This is a genomic window from Sphingopyxis sp. JAI108, assembly GCF_013410105.1.
Taxonomy (GTDB): domain Bacteria; phylum Pseudomonadota; class Alphaproteobacteria; order Sphingomonadales; family Sphingomonadaceae; genus Sphingopyxis; species Sphingopyxis chilensis.
Genome location: NZ_JACCCJ010000006.1, coordinates 62,075 through 82,036 on the forward strand (window position 1 = coordinate 62,075; position 19,962 = coordinate 82,036).

At 67.3% G+C, this 19,962-nt stretch carries 18 protein-coding genes; all 18 read left to right on the plus strand.

Annotation, left to right across the window (positions count from 1 at the left end):
- Nucleotides 1-78 precede the first annotated feature (78 nt).
- The 18 genes from HDC29_RS18890 (at nt 79) to ftsA (ending at nt 19,835) form a co-directional block, all read left to right on the plus strand.
- Nucleotides 79-1,056: a cysteine synthase A gene (locus HDC29_RS18890; protein ID WP_179499848.1), complete on the plus strand. Its 978-nt coding sequence runs from the start codon at nt 79-81 to the stop codon at nt 1,054-1,056.
- Nucleotides 1,053-1,454, plus strand: coding sequence for a hypothetical protein (locus HDC29_RS18895; RefSeq protein WP_179499849.1), 402 nt, complete (start codon nt 1,053-1,055; stop codon nt 1,452-1,454). Before HDC29_RS18890 ends, HDC29_RS18895 begins: the two co-directional genes overlap by 4 nt.
- Nucleotides 1,451-2,614 (plus strand): hypothetical protein, encoded by a 1,164-nt coding sequence (locus tag HDC29_RS18900; RefSeq protein WP_373562841.1) that lies wholly within the window; start codon nt 1,451-1,453, stop codon nt 2,612-2,614. Before HDC29_RS18895 ends, HDC29_RS18900 begins: the two co-directional genes overlap by 4 nt.
- A 276-nt stretch (nt 2,615-2,890) precedes the next feature.
- On the plus strand, nt 2,891-3,391 hold the full coding sequence (locus HDC29_RS18905; RefSeq protein ID WP_179499850.1) for a division/cell wall cluster transcriptional repressor MraZ: 501 nt from the start codon (nt 2,891-2,893) through the stop codon (nt 3,389-3,391).
- Complete coding sequence (gene rsmH, locus HDC29_RS18910; protein ID WP_179499851.1) at nt 3,358-4,377, plus strand: 16S rRNA (cytosine(1402)-N(4))-methyltransferase RsmH; 1,020 nt, start codon at nt 3,358-3,360, stop codon at nt 4,375-4,377. The genes HDC29_RS18905 and rsmH overlap by 34 nt, the downstream gene beginning before the upstream one ends.
- Nucleotides 4,371-4,979: a hypothetical protein gene (locus HDC29_RS18915; RefSeq protein WP_257018404.1), complete on the plus strand. Its 609-nt coding sequence runs from the start codon at nt 4,371-4,373 to the stop codon at nt 4,977-4,979. The genes rsmH and HDC29_RS18915 overlap by 7 nt, the downstream gene beginning before the upstream one ends.
- A complete protein-coding gene (locus HDC29_RS18920; protein WP_179499852.1) occupies nt 4,976-6,664 on the plus strand; it encodes a penicillin-binding protein 2 in 1,689 nt (562 codons plus the stop codon). Before HDC29_RS18915 ends, HDC29_RS18920 begins: the two co-directional genes overlap by 4 nt.
- A complete protein-coding gene (locus HDC29_RS18925) occupies nt 6,664-8,103 on the plus strand; it encodes a UDP-N-acetylmuramoyl-L-alanyl-D-glutamate--2,6-diaminopimelate ligase (RefSeq protein ID WP_179499853.1) in 1,440 nt (479 codons plus the stop codon). Before HDC29_RS18920 ends, HDC29_RS18925 begins: the two co-directional genes overlap by 1 nt.
- Nucleotides 8,100-9,476 (plus strand): UDP-N-acetylmuramoyl-tripeptide--D-alanyl-D-alanine ligase, encoded by a 1,377-nt coding sequence (gene murF / locus HDC29_RS18930; protein ID WP_179499854.1) that lies wholly within the window; start codon nt 8,100-8,102, stop codon nt 9,474-9,476. The genes HDC29_RS18925 and murF overlap by 4 nt, the downstream gene beginning before the upstream one ends.
- Nucleotides 9,476-10,546 carry a phospho-N-acetylmuramoyl-pentapeptide-transferase gene (gene mraY, locus HDC29_RS18935; protein WP_179499855.1) on the plus strand — a complete coding sequence of 357 codons (1,071 nt, stop codon included), beginning with the start codon at nt 9,476-9,478 and terminating at the stop codon, nt 10,544-10,546. Before murF ends, mraY begins: the two co-directional genes overlap by 1 nt.
- Nucleotides 10,543-11,847: a UDP-N-acetylmuramoyl-L-alanine--D-glutamate ligase gene (gene murD, locus HDC29_RS18940; RefSeq protein ID WP_179499856.1), complete on the plus strand. Its 1,305-nt coding sequence runs from the start codon at nt 10,543-10,545 to the stop codon at nt 11,845-11,847. Before mraY ends, murD begins: the two co-directional genes overlap by 4 nt.
- On the plus strand, nt 11,844-13,076 hold the full coding sequence (locus HDC29_RS18945; protein WP_179499857.1) for an FtsW/RodA/SpoVE family cell cycle protein: 1,233 nt from the start codon (nt 11,844-11,846) through the stop codon (nt 13,074-13,076). Before murD ends, HDC29_RS18945 begins: the two co-directional genes overlap by 4 nt.
- A 10-nt stretch (nt 13,077-13,086) precedes the next feature.
- On the plus strand, nt 13,087-14,271 hold the full coding sequence (gene murG, locus HDC29_RS18950) for an undecaprenyldiphospho-muramoylpentapeptide beta-N-acetylglucosaminyltransferase (protein ID WP_179499858.1): 1,185 nt from the start codon (nt 13,087-13,089) through the stop codon (nt 14,269-14,271).
- On the plus strand, nt 14,271-15,701 hold the full coding sequence (murC, locus tag HDC29_RS18955) for a UDP-N-acetylmuramate--L-alanine ligase (protein WP_179499859.1): 1,431 nt from the start codon (nt 14,271-14,273) through the stop codon (nt 15,699-15,701). The genes murG and murC overlap by 1 nt, the downstream gene beginning before the upstream one ends.
- Before the next feature lie 118 nt (nt 15,702-15,819).
- Nucleotides 15,820-16,716, plus strand: a complete 897-nt coding sequence (murB, locus tag HDC29_RS18960; RefSeq protein WP_179499860.1) for a UDP-N-acetylmuramate dehydrogenase — start codon at nt 15,820-15,822, stop codon at nt 16,714-16,716.
- Nucleotides 16,713-17,639 (plus strand): D-alanine--D-alanine ligase, encoded by a 927-nt coding sequence (locus tag HDC29_RS18965; protein WP_179499861.1) that lies wholly within the window; start codon nt 16,713-16,715, stop codon nt 17,637-17,639. Before murB ends, HDC29_RS18965 begins: the two co-directional genes overlap by 4 nt.
- The gene (locus tag HDC29_RS18970) at nt 17,636-18,574 is read left to right on the plus strand and encodes a cell division protein FtsQ/DivIB (RefSeq protein WP_179499862.1); all 939 of its coding nucleotides are present in this window, start codon (nt 17,636-17,638) and stop codon (nt 18,572-18,574) included. Before HDC29_RS18965 ends, HDC29_RS18970 begins: the two co-directional genes overlap by 4 nt.
- A 4-nt stretch (nt 18,575-18,578) precedes the next feature.
- Nucleotides 18,579-19,835, plus strand: a complete 1,257-nt coding sequence (gene ftsA, locus HDC29_RS18975; RefSeq protein WP_179499863.1) for a cell division protein FtsA — start codon at nt 18,579-18,581, stop codon at nt 19,833-19,835.
- Nucleotides 19,836-19,962 lie beyond the last annotated feature (127 nt).

The window sequence follows — 19,962 nt, forward strand, 5'->3', positions numbered from 1 at the left end:
GGTCGACAAAGGCGCGTCTTCGGCGCGGCAAGCGAAGCTGTCTTGCGGGGCGCGGGGCGGCGTCCTAGATCATGCGCCATGACCATAGCCAAAACCAGCTTGGACCTGATCGGGAACACCCCGCTCGTCCTGCTCAAGGGCCCCAGCGAAGCGACCGGCTGCGAAATCTGGGGAAAATGCGAATATGCCAACCCCGGCGGTTCGGTGAAGGACCGCGCCGCGCTCTATATCGTGCGCGATGCTGAAGCGAACGGCAGCCTTCGCCCCGGCGGCACGATCGTCGAGGGAACGGCGGGCAATACCGGCATCGGGCTCGCGCTTGTCGCCAATGCGCTCGGCTACAGGACGATCATCGTCATGCCCGACAATCAGAGCGCCGAGAAAATGGCGACGATCCGCGCATTGGGCGCCGAACTCGTGCTCGTCCCGCCCGCGCCCTTCGCCAATCCCGGCCATTTCGTCCACACCTCGCGCCGCATCGCCGAGGAAACCGACAATGCGATCTGGGCCAACCAGTTCGACAATATCGCCAACCGAAAGGCGCATATCTTCGGCACGGCAGAGGAAATCTGGGAACAGATGGACGGCCGCATCGACGGGTTCACCTGTGCGGCGGGAACCGGCGGCACGATCGCGGGGACCGGGCTGGGGCTGAAAGCGAAGAGCGCCGACATCACCATCGCGCTGACCGATCCGCACGGCGCCGGACTCTATAATTATTACCAGTGCGGCGAGTTGAAGCCCGAAGGATCGAGCGTCGCCGAAGGCATCGGCCAGAACCGCATCACCGCCAATCTGGAAGGCGCGCCGATCGACACGCAGTTCCGCATTTCGGATGCGGAGGGACTCGCCATCGTCCGCCGCCTGCTCGACGAGGAGGGGCTGTGCCTCGGCCTGTCGTCGGGGATCAACGTCGCCGGCGCGATGGCGCTCGCGCGGCAGCTCGGGCCGGGCAAGCGCATCGCGACCATCCTCTGCGACAGCGGGTTCCGTTATCTCTCGACGCTCTACAACCCCGAATGGCTGGCGAGCAAGGGACTGGAGGCAGCAGCATGAGCGTGCGGATCGACAGTCCCTCGGCACCCAAGACGCAAGCCGTGCCGCCGTCGCCGACGGCGCCGGTCAACGACACGATGCGGCGGCTGCAGATCGGCATTGCGGGGGTGCTCACCGTTCTGCTGCTCGTCGGCATGGCGGGGCTCATCGGCGAGCGCGCCCGCGAGCGGGCCGAAGGGGAGGTCGCAGCTACGACCGAAGTCAAGATGCCGGGTGAAGAGCCCGCCAGCGGCGCCCCGCTGGAGGAGCTTGGCGTCCAGCCGGTGTCGCCATCGTCGTCGAAAGACGAAAATGCCGCCACCGATGTGAAGGTCCCGCAGGCGATACCGCCCGCCTCGTCGGTGCCCGACCTCGAACCCGACCCCGAACTCCAGCGCGCGCGCCAGTCGAAACAGTGATCGCGCCATCGCGCAGGCCGTTGCTGCGCGCCTTCGCCACCGCCATCGCGATCGTCGCGCTGGCGTGGGTCGCGGGCGGGCAGGCGCTGCTCGGGCGCATCGATCCCGCGCTCGCCGTTCCGCTGCTCCCGCTCCCCCTGATGCTGCTCGCATGGTGGCAGCGCCGCGAGCCGGCCGCGACCCGTTGGTTTACGATATTGTTGGCGCTCGTCCTCCTCGCCGCGGCGCAGGCGCTGCTTGGCTTCATCCTTGCCGGATCGGCGGCTTCGCCGCAGCTCCTCCTGACCATGGCCGCGGGCGGCCTCGCCGCGTGGCTCTCGGGACTGCTCGCGGGCTGGCGTGCGCGTTTCGGGGCTTTGCCCTGGCTAGCCGCGCTGCTGCTCGTCGCCGGCTGGTTCGGGGCGGCACATGGACTGCTCGCCGCCCTCTATCGCCCGGCCGCCGCAGCGGCGGACGCCCCCGCCCTCACCATGCTCACCGGCCTGCCGCTGCGCTGGTCGGGCGGCGGCGACATCGGGGCGATGATTGCGGAGGGAATGAATGACGATCCGGCGCTCGCGCGGCTGGCCGCGGCCGGTCCCGTGTCGCTCGTCGACAGCCTCGCCGACCATGTGCCCCCTCCCGGTGGCGCGCTGCTGCTCGCGCATCCCCGCGCGCTCGCGCCGCAGGAACTGGTCGCGATCGACGCCTTCGTGCGCGGCGGCGGCCGCGCGGTCGTCCTCGCCGATGCGCTGTCGGGCTGGCCCGCGCGCCACCCGCTGGGCGATCCGCGCAATCCGCCCGTGACGAGCCTGCTGACGCCGCTCCTCGATCATTGGGGCATCACGCTCGCGGCGCCTGCCGCCGCCGAGGGGCCTTCATTGCCCGTTGACGTTGACGGCTTGCGTCTCCGTCTGTTCAGCTCCGGCCGCTTCGATCGCCTCCCTCCGCAATGCCAGGCCTTCGCCGGCCGGCGCGTCGCCCGCTGCCCGATAGGGAAGGGCGAGGCCTGGCTGGCCGGCGACGCCGACCTGCTCTTCGCTCCGCTCTGGCGCCCGCTCGTCCCCAGCGCCGATCATTTGCGGCGGGCCGACACGATGGAATGGCTCGCGGCGCGCCTGTGGCCCGGCGCCGGTGACGGTGTGCTCCGTCCGCTCTGGATTCGCGCTCGCGCCGCCTGAGTCGGCTTTTTTACCCTAAATCGCCCCGATCGAAGTCGTCCTGCGGTGCCGTTCGCGCGCCGTAGGACCGGTATTTACCCAATTCGGAGCGCTTTTTGCGGCCAATTGGGGCTAGATTCCCTATTTCACCCTAAATTACCCCTTTTCACCCCGATCTATAATTGATACTCACGAAATCGGAGAGGGGCATTCTCCACTCGAGCCGAACCAGCTGGAATCACGCGATTCCGGGGCCGGGGAAGTTTTGCCCGGTGGCGCGGATACGGGGGCAGAGCGATGGCGATTGTGACGCCCGGCCAGTATGCGGGTACCAACTTCGCCGCGATCGATGGCAAGGGGCGCATCGCCGTCCCCTCACAGTTCCGCAACAATGTGCCCCTCAATGCGGACGGTCAGCGCGTACTCTGGGTAGGTTTTCACGAAAAACTGCCGTGCCTCGTCGCCTATGGGCAGGATCAGTATGACCGGCTGAACGGCGAGATCGAACGCGACCGCGAAACCGCGCGGCTGCGCAACCTCGACTTCGACGAGGACAGCGAGTTCAAGAAGCGCTTCAGCTATACCGAGCCGTACACGCTCGACGACAGCGGCCGCTTCCTTCCCAGCTTCATCCACCGCGACCGCGTCGGCGATGCCGGCGCGACGGCTTTTGTGGGGTCGGGCCGCCGTCTCGAAATCTGGTGGCTGCCGACGCTGGCCGAATGCGCCGAGGCCGACCCGGTGCTCCGGCGGCTAGCCGCTTCATGGGACGCCGCCAAGGGGAAGGGGCGCAAGTGACCGAGCTTCTCCCCGAACTCCATCGGGATCCCCGCCACGATCCGGTCCTCCGTGAAGAAGTCATCGCCGCGCTCGCAATCCTTCCCGGGGAGCGCCATGTCGATGCGACCTTCGGCGCGGGTGGCTATACACGCGCGATGCTCGCCGCGGGCGCCGAAGTCGTCGCGTGCGACCGCGATCCCGACGCGATCGCCGAAGGGCAGGCGCTCGTCGCCGAATCCGATGGCAAGCTGACGCTGATCCACGGCCGCTTCGGCGAGATCGACCGGCTGCTTGCCGAGCGCGGGATCGAGGCGGTCGACGGCATCACCTTCGACATCGGCGTCTCGTCGATGCAGCTCGACCGCGATGCGCGCGGCTTTTCCTTCCAGAAGGACGGCCCGCTCGACATGCGCATGGCGCAGGAGGGCGAAAGCGCTGCCGACTGGCTCAATCGTGCCGACGAGAGCGAGATCGCCGACGTGCTCTTTCATTATGGCGACGAGCGCCAGTCGCGCCGCGTCGCGCGCGCGATCGTCGCTGCGCGCCCGCTCAGCCGGACCGCCGAGCTCGCGACCGTGATTCGCAAGGCGCTGCGCCATCCGCCCGGCGCGCCGAAGGATCCCTCGACCAAGAGCTTTCAGGCGATCCGCATCCACATCAATAATGAACTCGACGAGCTGGTCGCGGGTTTGGCCGCGGCGGAGCGCATATTGCGCCCCGGCGGCCGGCTCGCCGTCGTCAGCTTCCACAGCACCGAGGACCGTATCGTGAAGAATTTCCTGCGCGAACGCAGCGGTGGCGATGCCGCGGGTTCGCGTCACCGGCCCGCGCCGACCCCTCTGGCGCGGGCCGCAACCTTCGAGACGCCGGCGCGCAAGGTGCGTCCGGGCAAGGAAGAGGAAGCGCGAAATCCGCGCGCGCGTTCGGCGACACTGCGCAGCGCAGTACGCACCGCGGCACCGGCCTGGCCGGACAACAGGATGAAGGAGGCGATGTCATGCTGATGGCGGCCCGCAAGCTCCAGGGGATCGGACTGGTCCTGCTCGTGCTCATCTTCGCGATGATGCTTTATCCCGTATCGCTCAAGGTCGCGGCGACGCGCAGCGAACTTACGCAGATCGAGCGGGACATTGTCCGGACGCGCGACAATATTCGCTACCTCGAATCCGAACTCGCGGTGCGCGCCTCGATGCGCCAGCTCGAACAGTGGAATGCCGATGCCTTCGGCTATTCGGCGCCCGACGCGGGACAGTATCTGGAGAGCGAGCGCCAGCTGGCCTCGCTCGACCGGCTGCCGCGCGCGCGCGGCGCCAACGAGGTCGCGCCGGTACTGATGGCGATGGTTTCGCCGGTCGCGGTGCCCGCCGCGCCGAAGGAAAGCCCCGTTGCGAGCAAGCCCGCGGCAACGAAGCCCGCCGCGCCCAAGCCCGTGCTGCTCGCGCAGGCCGATACCGGCGTACGCAGCGACGTCGCTCCGCGCATGGCGCCGACGCGCCGCCGCGAACAACTCAAGATGATCGAGGATCAGCTGCTCGCCGAATCGACGCTCGCCGACTTGAAGCGCGCCGCGGCCCTCGAAGCGGCGGGAGGAAGCGCCGGCCGATGAACACGCTGGTCGTCCGTCCGACCCGGGTTCGAACCGCAGGGGTGCGGCAGCAGATATTGCTGACCGCACAACAGCGTTTGATGATCCTGATGCTGCTGTTCATGGCGGCATTTTTCGTTGTGTCGGTGCGCCTGCTCTATTTCGCGCTGTTCGATACATCGTCGGGCCGTTCGGCGGCGACGGCTTTCATTCCCGCCCGCGCCGACATCGTCGATCGCAACGGCGTGCCGCTCGCGCGCACGATCGACGGCTATTCGATCCGCGTCATGCCGTCGAAATTGCTCAACGACCGGCAATATCTGGCGGCCGAGCTGCAAAAGATCTTTCCAGACATGACGCGCCAGGACCTGCTGGCGAAGCTGACCGGGCCGCGCCCGACCTATATCCGCCGCCGCGCGCTGCCCGATCAGGTCGCCGCGGTGAACGCGATCGGCGACGTCGGCTTCGATTTTCCGCGCGAGAAGGAACGCCTCTATCCGCAGCTCACCCTCGCCGCGCATGTGCTCGGCTTCACCAATTCGGAGGGGCATGGCGTCACCGGCGTCGAGGGTGCGTTCGACGAGCGGCTGATCGACAAGGCGACACGCGGCGAGCCGCTCGCACTGTCGATTGACGCGCGCGTCCAGGGCGTGCTCGAAAGCGAACTGAGCACGGCGGTTGCGAACCTCGAGGCGATCGGCGGCGCGGGCATCATCCTCGACGTCCATACCGGCGAAGTCGCCGCGATGACCTCGCTCCCGACCTTTAATCCCAACAAGCTGCTCGGCAGCGATCCGGGCACGCGGCGCAACGCCGTCACCTACAATCTTTATGAACTCGGCTCGACCTTCAAACCGCTGTCGATCGGCGCCGCGATCGACGACGGCACGGTGACCAGCATGGCGCGTCGCTACGATGCGACGGCGCCGCTCCCGATCGCGGGTTTTCGTATCCGCGACAGCCATCCCGGGCGCTGGTATAATGTCCCCGAAACGCTGATCGAAAGCTCGAACATCGCGACGGCGCGCATCGCCGACGAACTGGGGCGCGAGAATCTGGAACGACTGTTCCGCGACCTGAACTTCGACAAGCGCCCCGAAATCGAGCTCAAGGAACGCGCCTTCCCGCTGTGGCCGAAAAACTGGGGCCGGGTGACGACGATGACGACCAGCTATGGTCACGGCATCGCGGTGACGCCGCTGCACCTCGCGAGCGCTTATGCCGCGCTCGTCAACGGGGGCATCTATCGCCCCGCGACGATGCTCAAGCTCGGCGACAAGTCGCCGCCGCAGGGTCGCCGCGTGTTCAAGGCGTCGACCAGCGCGCGGATGCGCCAGCTTCTGCGCCTTATCGTCTCCGACGGCACCGGCAAACAGGCCGACGCGCCGGGTTTCCGCGTTGGCGGCAAGACCGGATCGGCCGAAAAGCCGGGCGCTGGCGGCTATCGCCGCCACTCGCTCGTCTCGACCTTCTCGGCGGCTTTCCCGATGGACAATCCGCGCTATGTGGTGCTCGTGATGATCGACGAGCCCAAGGGCAATGCCTATAGTTCGGGCCAGCGCACCGCGGGCTGGACCGCGGCGCCGGTGGTGCGCAAGGTCGTGACGCGCGCGGGCCCGATGCTCGGCGTCTTCCCCGACGAAAGCCGCGACGTTGACGTCTCCGAATTGACGCCGCTGCTGCAAAGAGGCGAGGAAACGCACTGATGCGTCTCGCCGCGCTGCTCGAGGATCAGGCGCTGGAGGGCAGCGGTCCCGTCGTCACGGGGCTCGCGATCGATCATCGCAAGGTTGCGCCCGGCACGGTTTTCGGCGCCTTCGTCGGCGAGAAATTCAACGGCGAGGATTTTATTCCCGCCGCCCTCGAAGCGGGTGCGGTCGCGATCGTTGCGCGGCCCGAAGCGCGTGTGGAGGGTGCCGTGCATGTCGCCGATGCCAACCCGCGCCGCGCCTTCGCGCATATCGCGGCACGCTTCTTCCACCGTTTCCCGGCGACCTGCGTCGCGGTGACGGGCACGAACGGCAAGACCTCGACCGTCGAAATGACGCGCCAGTTGTGGCGCATGGCCGGCTTCAACGCCGCCTCGATCGGCACGCTCGGAATCACGACGTCGATGGACAGCGCCTCGACCGGGCTCACGACGCCCGACATCGTCACGTTTCTATCGAACATGTCGGGCCTCGCCGCCGAGGGCGTCACCCATGCAGCGTTCGAGGCGTCGAGCCACGGCCTCGATCAGTATCGCACCGAAGGCCTGCCGGTGAAGGCGGCGGCCTTTACCAATTTGAGCCACGACCATCTCGACTATCATGGCACGATGGATTCCTATCTTTCGGCCAAGCTCCGCCTTTTCACCGAAGTCGTCGAACCCGGCGGCGCGGCGGTGGTCGGGGCCGACGATGAATATTCGCCCGCCGTGATCGGCGCGGCGCGGGCGCGCGGCGTCCGCCTGCTGACCGTCGGCACGCGGGGCGAAGCGCTCCGCCTCGTCTCGCGTGAGGCGACCCAGCTCGGCCAGTCGCTCGTCATCACGGCGGGCGATCTCTCGCAAAAGGTCGATCTGCCGCTGATCGGCGGCTATCAGGTTGCCAACGCGCTCGTATCGGCGGGCCTCGTCATCGCGACCGGCGGCGATGCCCGGCAGACGCTCGCCAATCTCGCGCGGCTGCAGCCGGTGCGCGGGCGGCTCGAACGCGCCGCCATCACGCGCGCGGGCGCGCCGGTCTATGTCGACTATGCCCATACGCCCGACGCGATCGAAGCCGCGCTCGACGCGCTGCGCCCGCATGCGGCGGGCCGCCTGATCCTCGTCTTCGGTGCCGGCGGCGACCGCGACCAGGCGAAGCGCCCCGAAATGGGCAGGGTTGCCGCCGCCAAGGCCGATGTGCTGGTCATCACCGACGACAATCCGCGCGGCGAAGATCCGGCGGCGATCCGGGACGCGATCGCCGCCGCCGCGCCCGGTGCGCGGGTGATCGGCGACCGCCGCGCCGCGATCGCCGCCGCGATCGCCGAGGCGCGCGGCGACGACATCGTCTGCATCGCGGGCAAGGGGCACGAACAGGGTCAGATCGTCGGGCGCGGCGACGAAATGCGCGTCATTCCCTTCGACGATGTCGCGGTCGCGCGCGAGGAGGCGGCATGAATCCGCTCTGGACCGCGCGCGCCATCGCTTCGGCCACCGGCGGTGCCGCCAGCGCCGATTTCACCGCCCATGGCGTCGCCTTCGACTCGCGCGAGGTGACGAAGGGCGACCTCTTCATCGCGATGAAGGGCGAAACCGCCGACGGCCATGACTTCATCGACAAGGCGATCGCAGCGGGCGCCGCCGGGATCGTCTGCGAAACCGACATCGCGTACCCGCATGTTCGCGTCGCCGACAGTGCCGCGGCCCTCGCCGCGCTCGGCACCGCATCGCGCGCGCGCAGCCATGGCCGCATCATCGGCGTCACCGGTTCGGCGGGCAAGACGGGGACGAAGGAGGCGCTGTTCGCTGCACTCGATCGTTTTCGTCCCGGCAAGGCGCATCGCTCGGTCAAAAGCTACAACAACCATGTCGGCGTACCGCTGAGCCTCGCGCGTATGCCCTCGACCGCCGATTTCGGCATCTTCGAAATGGGCATGAATCACGCGGGCGAACTCGCGGCATTGACACGCATGGTGCGTCCGCACGTCGCCATCGTCACCACCATCGCCCCCGCGCACATGGAATTTTTCATTAGCGAAGAAGCGATCGCCGACGCGAAGGGCGAGATTTTCGAAGGCCTCGAACCCGGCGGCACCGCGATCGTCCCGTTCGACAGCCCGCACTATGCGCGCCTGCGCGCCAAGGCGGAGCAACATGCCGCGCACATCGTCAGCTTCGGGTTGAACGAGGGCGCCGACGTCCGCGCCGTCGACTGGTTGCCCGACGGGCAGGGCGGCTCGCTCGTCACCGCGCAGGTGCAGGAATCGCTCCTCTGCTTCACCATCGCGCAAGCCGGCGCTCATTGGGTGGCCAATTCGCTCGCGGTGCTCGCCGCGGTGAAAGCCGTCGGCGGGGACCTGCCGGCGGCGGGGCTCGCCTTCGCCGAAATGGCCGGCCTGGCGGGGCGCGGCGCGCGCCACCGCGTCGAGGTTCCCGGCGGCCACATCCTCGTCATCGACGAAAGCTATAACGCCAATCCCGCCTCGATGGCGGCGACCATCGGCCAGCTCGGCAGCGAATCCGCCGACCGCAAGATCGCGATTCTTGGTGCGATGAAGGAGCTTGGCCCGGATGGCGAGGCCTATCATGCCGCGCTTGCGGCTCCGCTCGTCGCGGCGGGAGTGCAATTCGCCCTGCTTGTCGGCGCAGAGATGGCGCCACTCGCCAAAGCCCTTGAGGGCCGTATCGATTTCGAGCATGTGCCCGCCCACCCGGCCGCGGTAGGGCGGCTGCGGGACCTGATCCGTCCGGGCGACGCCGTGCTGGTCAAGGGGTCGAACAGCGTCGGGCTGTCACATCTTGTGACGGCGCTGACCAACGGGGATTTTTGATGCTATATTGGCTGGCGGAATGGCTTGGCTTTCCGGGGGCGCTCAACCTCATTCGCTATCTGAGCTTCCGTTCCGGCGCGGCGGTCGCGACCGCTATGATCCTCGGCCTGTGGATCGGGCCGCGCTTCATCCTGATGCTGCGCATGCGGCAGGGGAAGGGACAGCCGATCCGCGACGACGGGCCGCAAAGCCACCTCGCCAAAAAGGGCACGCCGACGATGGGCGGGCTGATGATCCTCATTTCGCTGATGATCTCGGCGTTGCTCTGGATGGACCTCTCCAACCGCTTCGTCTGGGCGTGCATCTTTGTAACCGGGGGGTTCGCAGCGGTCGGTTTCCTCGACGATCTCGACAAGGTGACCAAGGCCAGCCACCGCGGGATTCCGGGGCGCGTGCGCCTGCTCGTCGAATTCCTCATCGCGGGGGTCGCGGTGCTGCTGATCGTCTCGCGCACCGGCACCGACCTCTATCTGCCCTTCTTCAATGACGTTTATATCCCGCTCGGCCCGCTCTATTATGTCTTCGCGATGATATTGATCGTCGGTTTCGGCAACGCGGTGAACCTGACCGACGGGCTCGACGGGCTTGCAACCTTCCCCGTGATCATCGCCAGCCTGACCTTCCTCGTCATCGTCTATCTGTCGGGCAATGTGAAGTTTGCCGAATATCTCGGCATCCCGCATGTTCCTGGCGCGGGCGAGCTCGCGATCTTCGCTGCTGCGATCATCGGCGCCTGCCTCGCTTTCCTGTGGTTCAATGCGCCGCCCGCTGCGGTCTTCATGGGCGATACGGGCAGCCTCGCACTCGGCGGAGCGCTCGCGACGATCGCGGTCACCGCTCAGCACGAGCTCGTGCTCGTCATCGTCGGCGGGCTGTTCGTCGTCGAGGCGCTGTCGGTGATCATCCAGGTCTTCTGGTACAAGCGCACCGGCAAGCGCGTTTTTCGCATGGCGCCGATCCACCACCATTTCGAGCAGCTTGGCTGGCCCGAATCGACCGTTGTCATCCGCTTCTGGATCGTCTCGATCGTCCTGGCACTCGCGGGGCTCGCGACCTTGAAGCTCCGGTGATCACCTCGCGCGCCTTTGCCGGCCGCCGCTATGCGGTGCTGGGGCTGGCGCGCTCGGGCCTCGCGGCCGTCGAGGCGCTCGTCGCCAGCGGCGCGGGCGTCACCGCATGGGACGACCGCGAGGAAGCGCGCGACGAGGCGATGGCGCTCGGCGCCGATATCGGCGACCCGCTCGAGATCGACCTCGTCGGCTTCGCGGGTGTGGTCGTCTCGCCCGGCGTGCCGCTCAACCGTCACCCGATCGCGGCGCACGCCAAGGAAGCGCATGTCCCCGTCATCGGCGACATCGAACTGTTCGCCGAAGCCAGGGGCGACTTGCCGTCGCATCGGGTCGTCGGCATCACCGGCACCAACGGCAAGTCGACGGTGACCGCGCTGATCACCCACCTGCTCGAAAGCGCCGGCGTGCCGACGCTGATGGGCGGCAACATCGGCCTGCCGATCCTGACGCGCGAGCCGCTTCCTGAAGGCGGGGTCTATGTCCTCGAACTGTCGAGTTACCAGATCGACCTGTCGCACAGCCTCGCCTGCGACATCGCGGTCCTCACCAACCTCAGCCCCGACCACCTCGACCGCTACGACGGTTTTGCCGGCTATGCGGCATCGAAGGCGCGGCTGTTCAGTCTCCAGCGCCGCGACCAGATCGCGATCGTCGCGGTCGACGACGATCCGTCGAAGATGATCGCGGGGCGCATCAACCACCGGCTCCATCGCGTGTCGGGGAAGGATATCGACCCCGCCGACCAAGCGCGCTGGCCCGCGTTGCAGGGGCCGCACAACGCCCAGAACGCCGTGTGTGCGATCGCGGTGTGCCGCGTCCTCGGGCTGAACGACGAACAGATCGAACGCGGTCTTGCGACCTACAAATCGCTGCCGCACCGCATGGAATTGGTCGGCGAAGCCGATGGTGTCCGCTGGTTCAACGACAGCAAGGCCACCAACGCGGCTTCCGCTGCACCGGCGCTGGCGGCATTCCCGCCGGCGCCGGACCAGCGTTTGCACTGGATTGCGGGGGGGCAGGCCAAGGGCGACGGGCTCGGCGCCTGCCGTCCGTGGTTCGGCCACGTCAAGCGTGCCTATCTGATCGGCGAGGCGATGGAGCCCTTCGCCGCCGAGATCGGCGACGCGATTCCGGTCGAAAAGTCGGGCGATATGGCGAGTGCGGTGAAACAGGCGGCGGCGGCGGCAAGGCCCGGCGATATCGTGCTGCTCTCGCCCGCCTGCGCCTCCTTCGACCAGTATAAGGATTATGAGCAGCGCGGCGATGCCTTCCGCGCGCTCGTGCAGGCGCTCGGGGCATGAGCGGGGGGGACAATATGGATGCGACCGAACGCCCGGTGATCGCCGCCACGCGCACCACGAAACGCCGCGGGCCGCGCCTCAGCCGCGCCGACCGTACGCCGCTCGGCCTCTGGTTTTGGGAAATCGACCGCGTTCTGCTGCTTCTCGTCTCGATCCTCGTCGCGGTCGGGCTTGTCGCGGTCGCGGCGGCGTCGCCCGTCGCGGCGCAGAAACTCTCGACCTCGACCGCGTCGCTCGACCCGCTCTATTATTTCTATCGCCAACTGATGTGGGTGATCGTCGGCGTCCCCGTGATGCTCATGGTGTCGATGCTGCCCAAGCCGCAGGCGCGGCGCTTCGCCATCTATGGCACCGTCGTCTTCCTTGGCCTCCTGTTCCTCGTGCCGCTTGTCGGCACCTCCGTGAACGGCGCGCAGCGCTGGCTCGGCAGCGGGGCGCTGCGGCTCCAGCCTTCGGAATTCTTGAAGCCCTTCTTCGCGGTGTCGCTCGCGTGGGTGCTGTCGCTGCGCCTCCACGACCAGAGCCTTCCCGTCGTGCCGCTCGCCGCGGCGCTCACCGGCGTCATCGCGCTCCTGCTGATGGGCCAGCCCGACCTCGGGCAGACGGTCATCTTCGCGGCGACATGGTTCGTGCTCGTCCTCGTCGCCGGCCTCTCGATGCGGATCATGGGCGCGCTTGCGGGCGCGGGCGTCGTCGGCATCGTGCTCGCCTATTTCTTCTATCCGGTGGCCCAGCAGCGCATCAACATCTGGCTCTTTGCCGAAGGCGACAGTTTCCAGGTCGACAAGGCGCATGCGACGCTGACCGCAGGCGGCCTCATCGGAACCGGCCCCGGCGCCGGGCTCGCCAAATTCCAGCTGCCCGAAGCGCACACCGACTATATCTTCTCGGTGATCGGCGAGGAGTTCGGGATGATCGCCTGCATCGCGATCGCCGCGCTTTATCTCGCGATCATCGTGCGCGTTCTGGTACGCCTGCTCGACGAGGAGGACAGCTTCCTCATCCTCGCCGTCGCGGGGCTGATCGCACAGTTCGGCGGACAGGCGGTGATCAACATGGCGGTGAACACGCAGATCTTCCCGTCAAAGGGGATGACCTTGCCCTTCATCAGCTATGGCGGCTCGTCCTTCATCGCTTTGTCGATCGGCATGGGTTTGCTCTTGTCGCTGACCCGGCGAAACCCCTATGCGGCCCGGGTGTCGATGACCCGAAACTGGAACAAGAAATGAGCGCCCAAAAATGACCGCGACGCGCCACTTCCTTCTCGCCGCCGGCGGGACGGGAGGACATATGCTTCCTGCTTATGCCCTTGCGGGCGAGTTGATCGCGCGCGGCCATCGCGTCGCGCTGGTCAGCGACGACCGCGGGCTGAAGATTCCGGGCGCGCCCGCCGAGATGGACACGCATGTGCTTCCCGCCGGTCGCGTATCGGGCGGGCCCATTGGCTGGCTGAAGGCCGCGCTGGCAATCTACAAGGGCCGCCGCATGGCCATCGACCTGATCCGCGACTTCGACCCCGCGGTCGTCGTCGGTTTCGGCGGCTATCCCTCGCTGCCCAGCCTGCTCGCCGCGGGCGCGACGAAGCGGCCACGCGTGCTTCACGAACAAAATGCCGTGCTCGGCCGCGTCAACCGCATGATGGCGCCGCGCGTCGATGCGGTCGCGGTCGCCTATCATAATATCCAGCGCTATCCTGCGGGGCACGAACTCAAGAAACATATCACCGGCAACCCGGTACGCGAGGAGATCGTGGCGATCCGCGAGGACGGTTTTCCGCCGCTGCCCGAGGATGGCATCGTCCGCCTGCTCGTCGTCGGAGGCAGCCTGGGCGCGACGGTGCTCAGCGACGTCGTCCCCGCCGCGATCGCGATGCTGCCGCGCGCTTTGCTCGACCGGCTGCAGGTCGTCCAGCAGTGCCGCGAAGATGACATCGAGGGCGTGCGCGCCAAATATGCCGAACTGGGCGTCGCCGCCGAATGCGCGCCATATATCAAGGATTTCCCCGAGCGGCTGCGCTGGGCGCATATGGTGATCGCGCGCGCCGGCGCCTCGACCGTCGCCGAACTCGCGTGCGCGGGTCGTCCGGCGATCTTCGTTCCCTATCCGAGCGCGATGGACGATCACCAGACCTATAATGTCGTCGACCTCGTCGAAGCGGGCGGAGCGATCGCCTTCCAGCAGCCGGCCTTCACCCCGGCCGAGGTCGCGAAACATATTCAGCGCATGGCGCTCGAACCCGGCGCACTCGAGGAAGCCGCCGAACGCGCGGCAAGCTGCGGCCTGCCGAATGCCACGCGCGACCTCGCCGATCTTGTCGAATCGCTCGCCGCGCCGCCGATGATGGACGTGATTCGCGTCGGCGCGCCTTCGCGCAGCGCCTCGGTCGCCGGCGGCATCGCCGCCACCCGCGCGGGAGACAATTGATGCGCGGCGTCGCGACCGACATCGGCACCATCCACTTCATCGGCATCGGCGGCATCGGCATGTCGGGCATCGCCGAGGTGATGCACAATCTCGGCTATCAGGTGCAGGGCAGCGACATCGCCGATAGCTATGTCGTGGAGGGTCTCCGCAAGCGCGGCATCAAGGTCGCGATCGGTCATGAAGCCTCGAATGTCGACGGCGCCCAGGTGGTCGTCACGTCGACCGCGGTCAAGCGCGGCAATCCGGAAGTCGAGGCCGCGCTCGCGCACCGCATCCCGCTCGTCCGCCGTGCCGAAATGCTCGCCGAACTGATGCGCCTCAAATCGACCGTTGCCATCGCCGGCACGCACGGCAAGACGACCACCACCAGCCTCGTCGCGGCCTTGCTCGACGCGGGCGGGATCGACCCGACGGTCATCAACGGCGGGATCATCAACAATTATGGCTCGAACGCGCGCCTCGGCGCCAGCGACTGGATGGTGGTCGAGGCCGACGAGAGCGACGGCAGCTTCCTGCGTCTCGACGGCACGATCGCGGTCGTCACCAACATCGATCCCGAACATCTCGACCATTATGGCAGTTTCGACGCGATCAAGGACGCGTTCGTCGAGTTCATCGAGAATGTGCCCTTCTATGGCGCGGCGATGCTCTGCCTCGACCATCCCGAGGTGCAGGCGATCATCCCGCGCATCCGCGACCGGCGGATTATTACTTATGGCTTTTCTGCCCAAGCGGACGTGCGCGGCACCAATGTGACGCCCGGCCCCGACGGCAACCGCTTCGACGTCGTCGTGCGCGACCGCGACGGCAACAGCCGGACGATCGAGGGCATCCATTTGCCGATGTCGGGCCGTCATAACGTGCAGAACTCGCTGGCGGCGATCGCCGTGGCGCTGCACATGGGCGTTAGCGACGACAAGATTGTATCGGGCTTTCACGGCTTTGCAGGGGTCAAGCGCCGTTTCACCAAGGTGGGGGAGATCGCGGTCGAGGGCGGCGTGATCACGGTGATCGACGATTACGCCCACCACCCCGTCGAAATCCGCGCAGTCCTTTCGGCAGCGCGCGAGGGCGCGGGAGCAGGGCGCGTCGTCGGCGTCGTCCAGCCGCACCGTTTCACCCGCCTCCGCGATCATATGGACGATTTCCAGCAGGCGTTTAACGACGCCGACATGGTGCTCGCGCTGCCCGTCTATGCGGCAGGCGAAAACCCGATCGATGGCATATCGTCGGATGCGCTGACGGAGGGGCTGCGCGACCGCGGCCATCGCCACGCCCATGTCGTCGCCGATGCGGGCGCGCTGGCCGCGAGCATCGCGGCGAGCATCAAGGCCGGCGACCTCGGCGCGGGCGATATGATCATCTGCCTCGGCGCGGGCGACATCACGAAGATGGCGGCGGGGCTGGCAGGCGCGGTGGAGGCGGCATGATTTTGTATCCGCCTTTCATCCCGTTCGTGTCGAGCGAAGTCGAGATACCCATCGACCTCGCGTCTGGCCCGAGGGGCATCTCGACTTCGCTTGATGCGAGCGGGGAAGGGAGGGCGCTGTGAGCACCGCAACGCTTCCTTCAGTGCGCGGCAAACTCACGCCCCACGCGCCGCTCGCCCCGCTCGTCTGGTTCAAGTCGGGTGGCCCCGCCGACTGGCTTTTCGAGCCGAAGGACGCCGACGACCTTGCCGATTTCCTGCGTGACCTTGATTCCGCCGTGCCGGTGATGGCGCTCGGTCTCGGGTCGAACCTGATCGTCCGCGACGGCGGTTTTCCGGGCGTCGTGATCCGGCTGGGCAAGGCGTTCGCCAAGGTCGAAGCGATCGACGAAACCACATTGCGCTGCGGCGGCGGCGCATCGGGCATCCTCGTCTCCTCGACCGCGCGCGATGCGGGCATTGCCGGCATGGAATTCCTCCGCTCGATCCCCGGTACCGTCGGCGGTTTCGTGCGTATGAACGGTGGCGCCTATGGCGGCGAGGTCAAGGACATCCTGATCGACTGCGACGTCGTGCTGCGCTCGGGCGAACGCCATACCCTGCCGCTCGCCGACCTTGGCTATACCTACCGCCATAGCGAATTGCCCGAGGGCGCGGTCGTGATCGGCGCGACCTTTCGCGGCCAGCCAGGCGAATCCGACGCGATCCAGGCCGAAATGGATCGCATCTCGGCAAGCCGCGAAGCCTCGCAGCCGCTGCGCTCGAAAACCGGCGGTTCGACCTTCAAGAACCCCGACGGCCACAAGGCGTGGCAACTCGTCGACGAGGCCGGCTGCCGCGGCTTCGCGGTCGGCGGGGCGCAGGTCAGCGAGAAGCACACCAATTTCCTGATCAACACTGGCGACGCGACGAGCGCCGATATCGAAGCGCTCGGCGAGGAAGTCCGCCGCCGCGTCAAGGACAAGAGCGGCATCGAATTGCAATGGGAAATACAGCGTGTGGGAGTCATGAAGTGAGCCGGGGTCCGTGGCATGTTGCCGTCCTGATGGGCGGCTGGTCGGCCGAGCGCGAGGTGTCGCTGATGAGCGGCAATGGTGTCGCCGATGCGCTCGAAAGCCGCGGGCACCGGGTCACGCGCATCGACATGGGCCGCGACGTCGCGCTGCGGCTTGCCGAGACGAAGCCTGATGTCGTGTTCAACGCGCTCCACGGCGTCCCCGGCGAGGACGGGACGGTGCAGGGAATGCTCGACCTGATGGGCCTCAAATACACCCACAGCGGCCTCGTCACCTCGGTGATCGCGATTGACAAGGAATTGACGAAGCAGGCGCTGGTGCCGCATGGTATTCCGATGCCGGCGGGGACGATGGTCGACAGCGAAAGCCTCTTTTCGATCGACCCCTTGCCGCGCCCCTATGTGCTGAAACCCGTCAACGAGGGCTCGTCGGTCGGCGTCGCGATCGTCAAGGACGACAGCAACTACGGCAACCCGATCGCGCGCGAAGCGGTGGGTCCGTGGCAGGAGTTCGACCGGCTGCTCGCCGAACCCTTCATCAAGGGGCGCGAACTGACCGTCGCGGTGCTCGGCGACACGCCGCTCGCCGTCACCGAACTCCGCGTCAAATCGGGCTTCTACGACTATGACGCCAAATATACCGAGGGGCTGACCGAGCATGTCTGCCCCGCCGACGTCCCCGATGACGTCGCGCAGCGGATGAAGGATCTGGCGGTGCAGGCGCATCGCCTGCTCGGCTGCAAGGGCGCCTCGCGCTCGGACTTTCGGTGGGACGACGAACATGGCCTCGCGGGCATCTTCCTGCTCGAGGTCAACACCCAGCCCGGCATGACGCCGCTCAGCCTCGTGCCCGAACAGGCGCGCGCCGTTGGCATCGATTATGCCGAACTCGTCGAACGCATCGTGGGGGAAGCGTTGTCATGAGCAGTACGAAGATCAAGCGCGCCAAGGCGCCGCCCCGGCGGCCCGCGCGCGCGCCGAAGAAGCGGCGTAAGATCCAGCAGTCGCGCCTCAACGCGATCATCAACGCGCTGCCGATCAGCCCGCAGCGATTGCAGAAGGCCGCTAATTGGACGATCGGCCTCAGCCTGTGCGCCGTGGTTGCCATCGCGGCGCACGCCACCGGCGTCACCGCGAAAATCCACGAGGAATATGCGCAGGCGGTCGGCCGCGCGGGCTTTCAGGTCAAGAAGGTCGAGGTCGTGGGCGCCGACCGCATCGACCGGCTCAAGGTTTATGACATCGCGCTCGCGCAGAAGGACCGCTCGATGGCTGCGGTCGATCTGGAAGATGTGCGCGGCGACCTGATGCGCTACGGCTGGATCAAGGATGCGCGCGTGTCGCGGCGCCTGCCCGACACGCTCGTCGTCGACATCGTCGAGCGCACCCCGGCCGCGATCTGGCAGCATAATAATCGCCTGTCGCTGATCGACGAAAAGGGCGTCGTGCTCGAACCCGTCACCGTCGCGACGATGCCCGACCTGCCGCTCGTCATCGGTCCGCGCGCGAACCAGCGTTCGCAGGATCTCGCTCGCCTGCTTTCGGAGGCGAGCAGCCTCAAGGAATTGCTCGCCGGCGCGACCTGGGTCGGAAACCGCCGCTGGGACCTCCGCTTCCGCAGCGGCGAGACGCTCTCGCTGCCCGAAGGCGAGGCCGAGGCAAAGGCCGCGCTCGCCAAATTCGCGCATATGGACGGCGCCAACCGCCTGCTCGGCCGCGGCATCCTGCGCTTTGACATGCGCGACCCCGCCCGCTTCGTGCTCCGCCTGCCGCACGAGGGGCAGGTCGCGCCCGCGAAGCTCGACGAGGCGCGCGCCGCGGTCGACGCGGTTGCCGCCGCCGCTTCGAACGAAGGATAAGGCGATGGCGCCGCCGCGCATCGAAAAGATCATCACCGCGCTCGACGTCGGGTCGTGGAAGGTCTGCGCGCTGATCGCGGGGCAGACCGCCGACGGCCAGCTCCACGTGCTCGGCACCGGCCAGCGCGAGAGCCGCGGCGTCCAACGCGGCTATGTCGCCGACATGGAACAGACCGAGCATGTCGTGCGCGAGGCGATCGAGCAGGCCGAACGCATCGCCGGGCTCAATATCGACGACGTCTGGGTCAGCTTCTCGGCGGGAAGCTTGCTCAGCGACGTCGCGCCGATCGAAAGCGAGCTCGGCGGCCACCGCATCGAGCAGGAGGATGTCGATGACCTACTCGCCGCGGGGCGCGCGGGCATCGATCCCGAAGGGCGGATGATCCTCCACGCCCAGCCCGCGCTCTACACCCTCGACGGGCTGACCGGCGTCAAGAATCCGATCGGCCTCCACGCCGACCGGCTGGGCGTCGATATCCACATCATCATGGCCGACGGCGCGCCGGTGCGGAACCTCGAGTCTGCGGTCCGGCAAGCGCATCTCGACGTCAACGCCGTCGTCGCCTCACCGATCGCCGCGGGCCTTGCCTGTTTGTCGGAGGAGGAGCGCGACCTCGGCGTCGCGCTCGTCGAACTCGGGGCGGCGGTCACGACCGTCTCGCTTTACGCAGGCGGCATGCTCGTCGAAATGGCGTCACTGCCTTTCGGCGCGAGCGATATCACCGACGACATCGCCTCGGCCTTCGGCATCCGCCGCAGCCAGGCGCAGCGGCTCCAGAGCTTCTACGGCTCGGCCTCGGCGTCCCCCCGCGACAATAACGAGATCATCGAACTCGAACCCGGTGCCCCGTCGGGCAGCGATTCCCCGCGCATCACGCGCGCGCAGCTCGTGGCGGTGATCCGCCAGCGGCTCGACGCGATGATGGGGGAGATCGGCCGGACATTGAAGGACCTGCATTTCGTCGGTCCGATCGGGCGGCAGGTGGTGCTCGTCGGTGGCGGTGCGGACCTGAAAGGCATCGCCGATTATACGCAAAGCGCGCTCGGCCGCGCTGCGCGCGTCGGGCGACCGCGCGGCTTGCACGGACTGCCCGATGCGCATGGCGGCCCCGCTTTCGCGACGCTCGCGGGTCTGGTTCTCTATGCCGCGTCGGACCCCGTCGACCTTCGCGACCTGCCGATGATGGCACAGGATGTTTACAAGCCGGCGGGGACGTCGATCCTCCACCGGCTGATGGCCGCGCTGAAAAGCAGTTTTTAGTGGCGGCAAAGGTGAAAAGGTTAATTTTTTGGGTGATTCCGAAGTCACAATAGTGCAATGCGGTGACAGTTATCCGGGCGGCAGGACCACCGTCCGACGGGTCGCAAGGTGCAGGGAAGCGGCATGG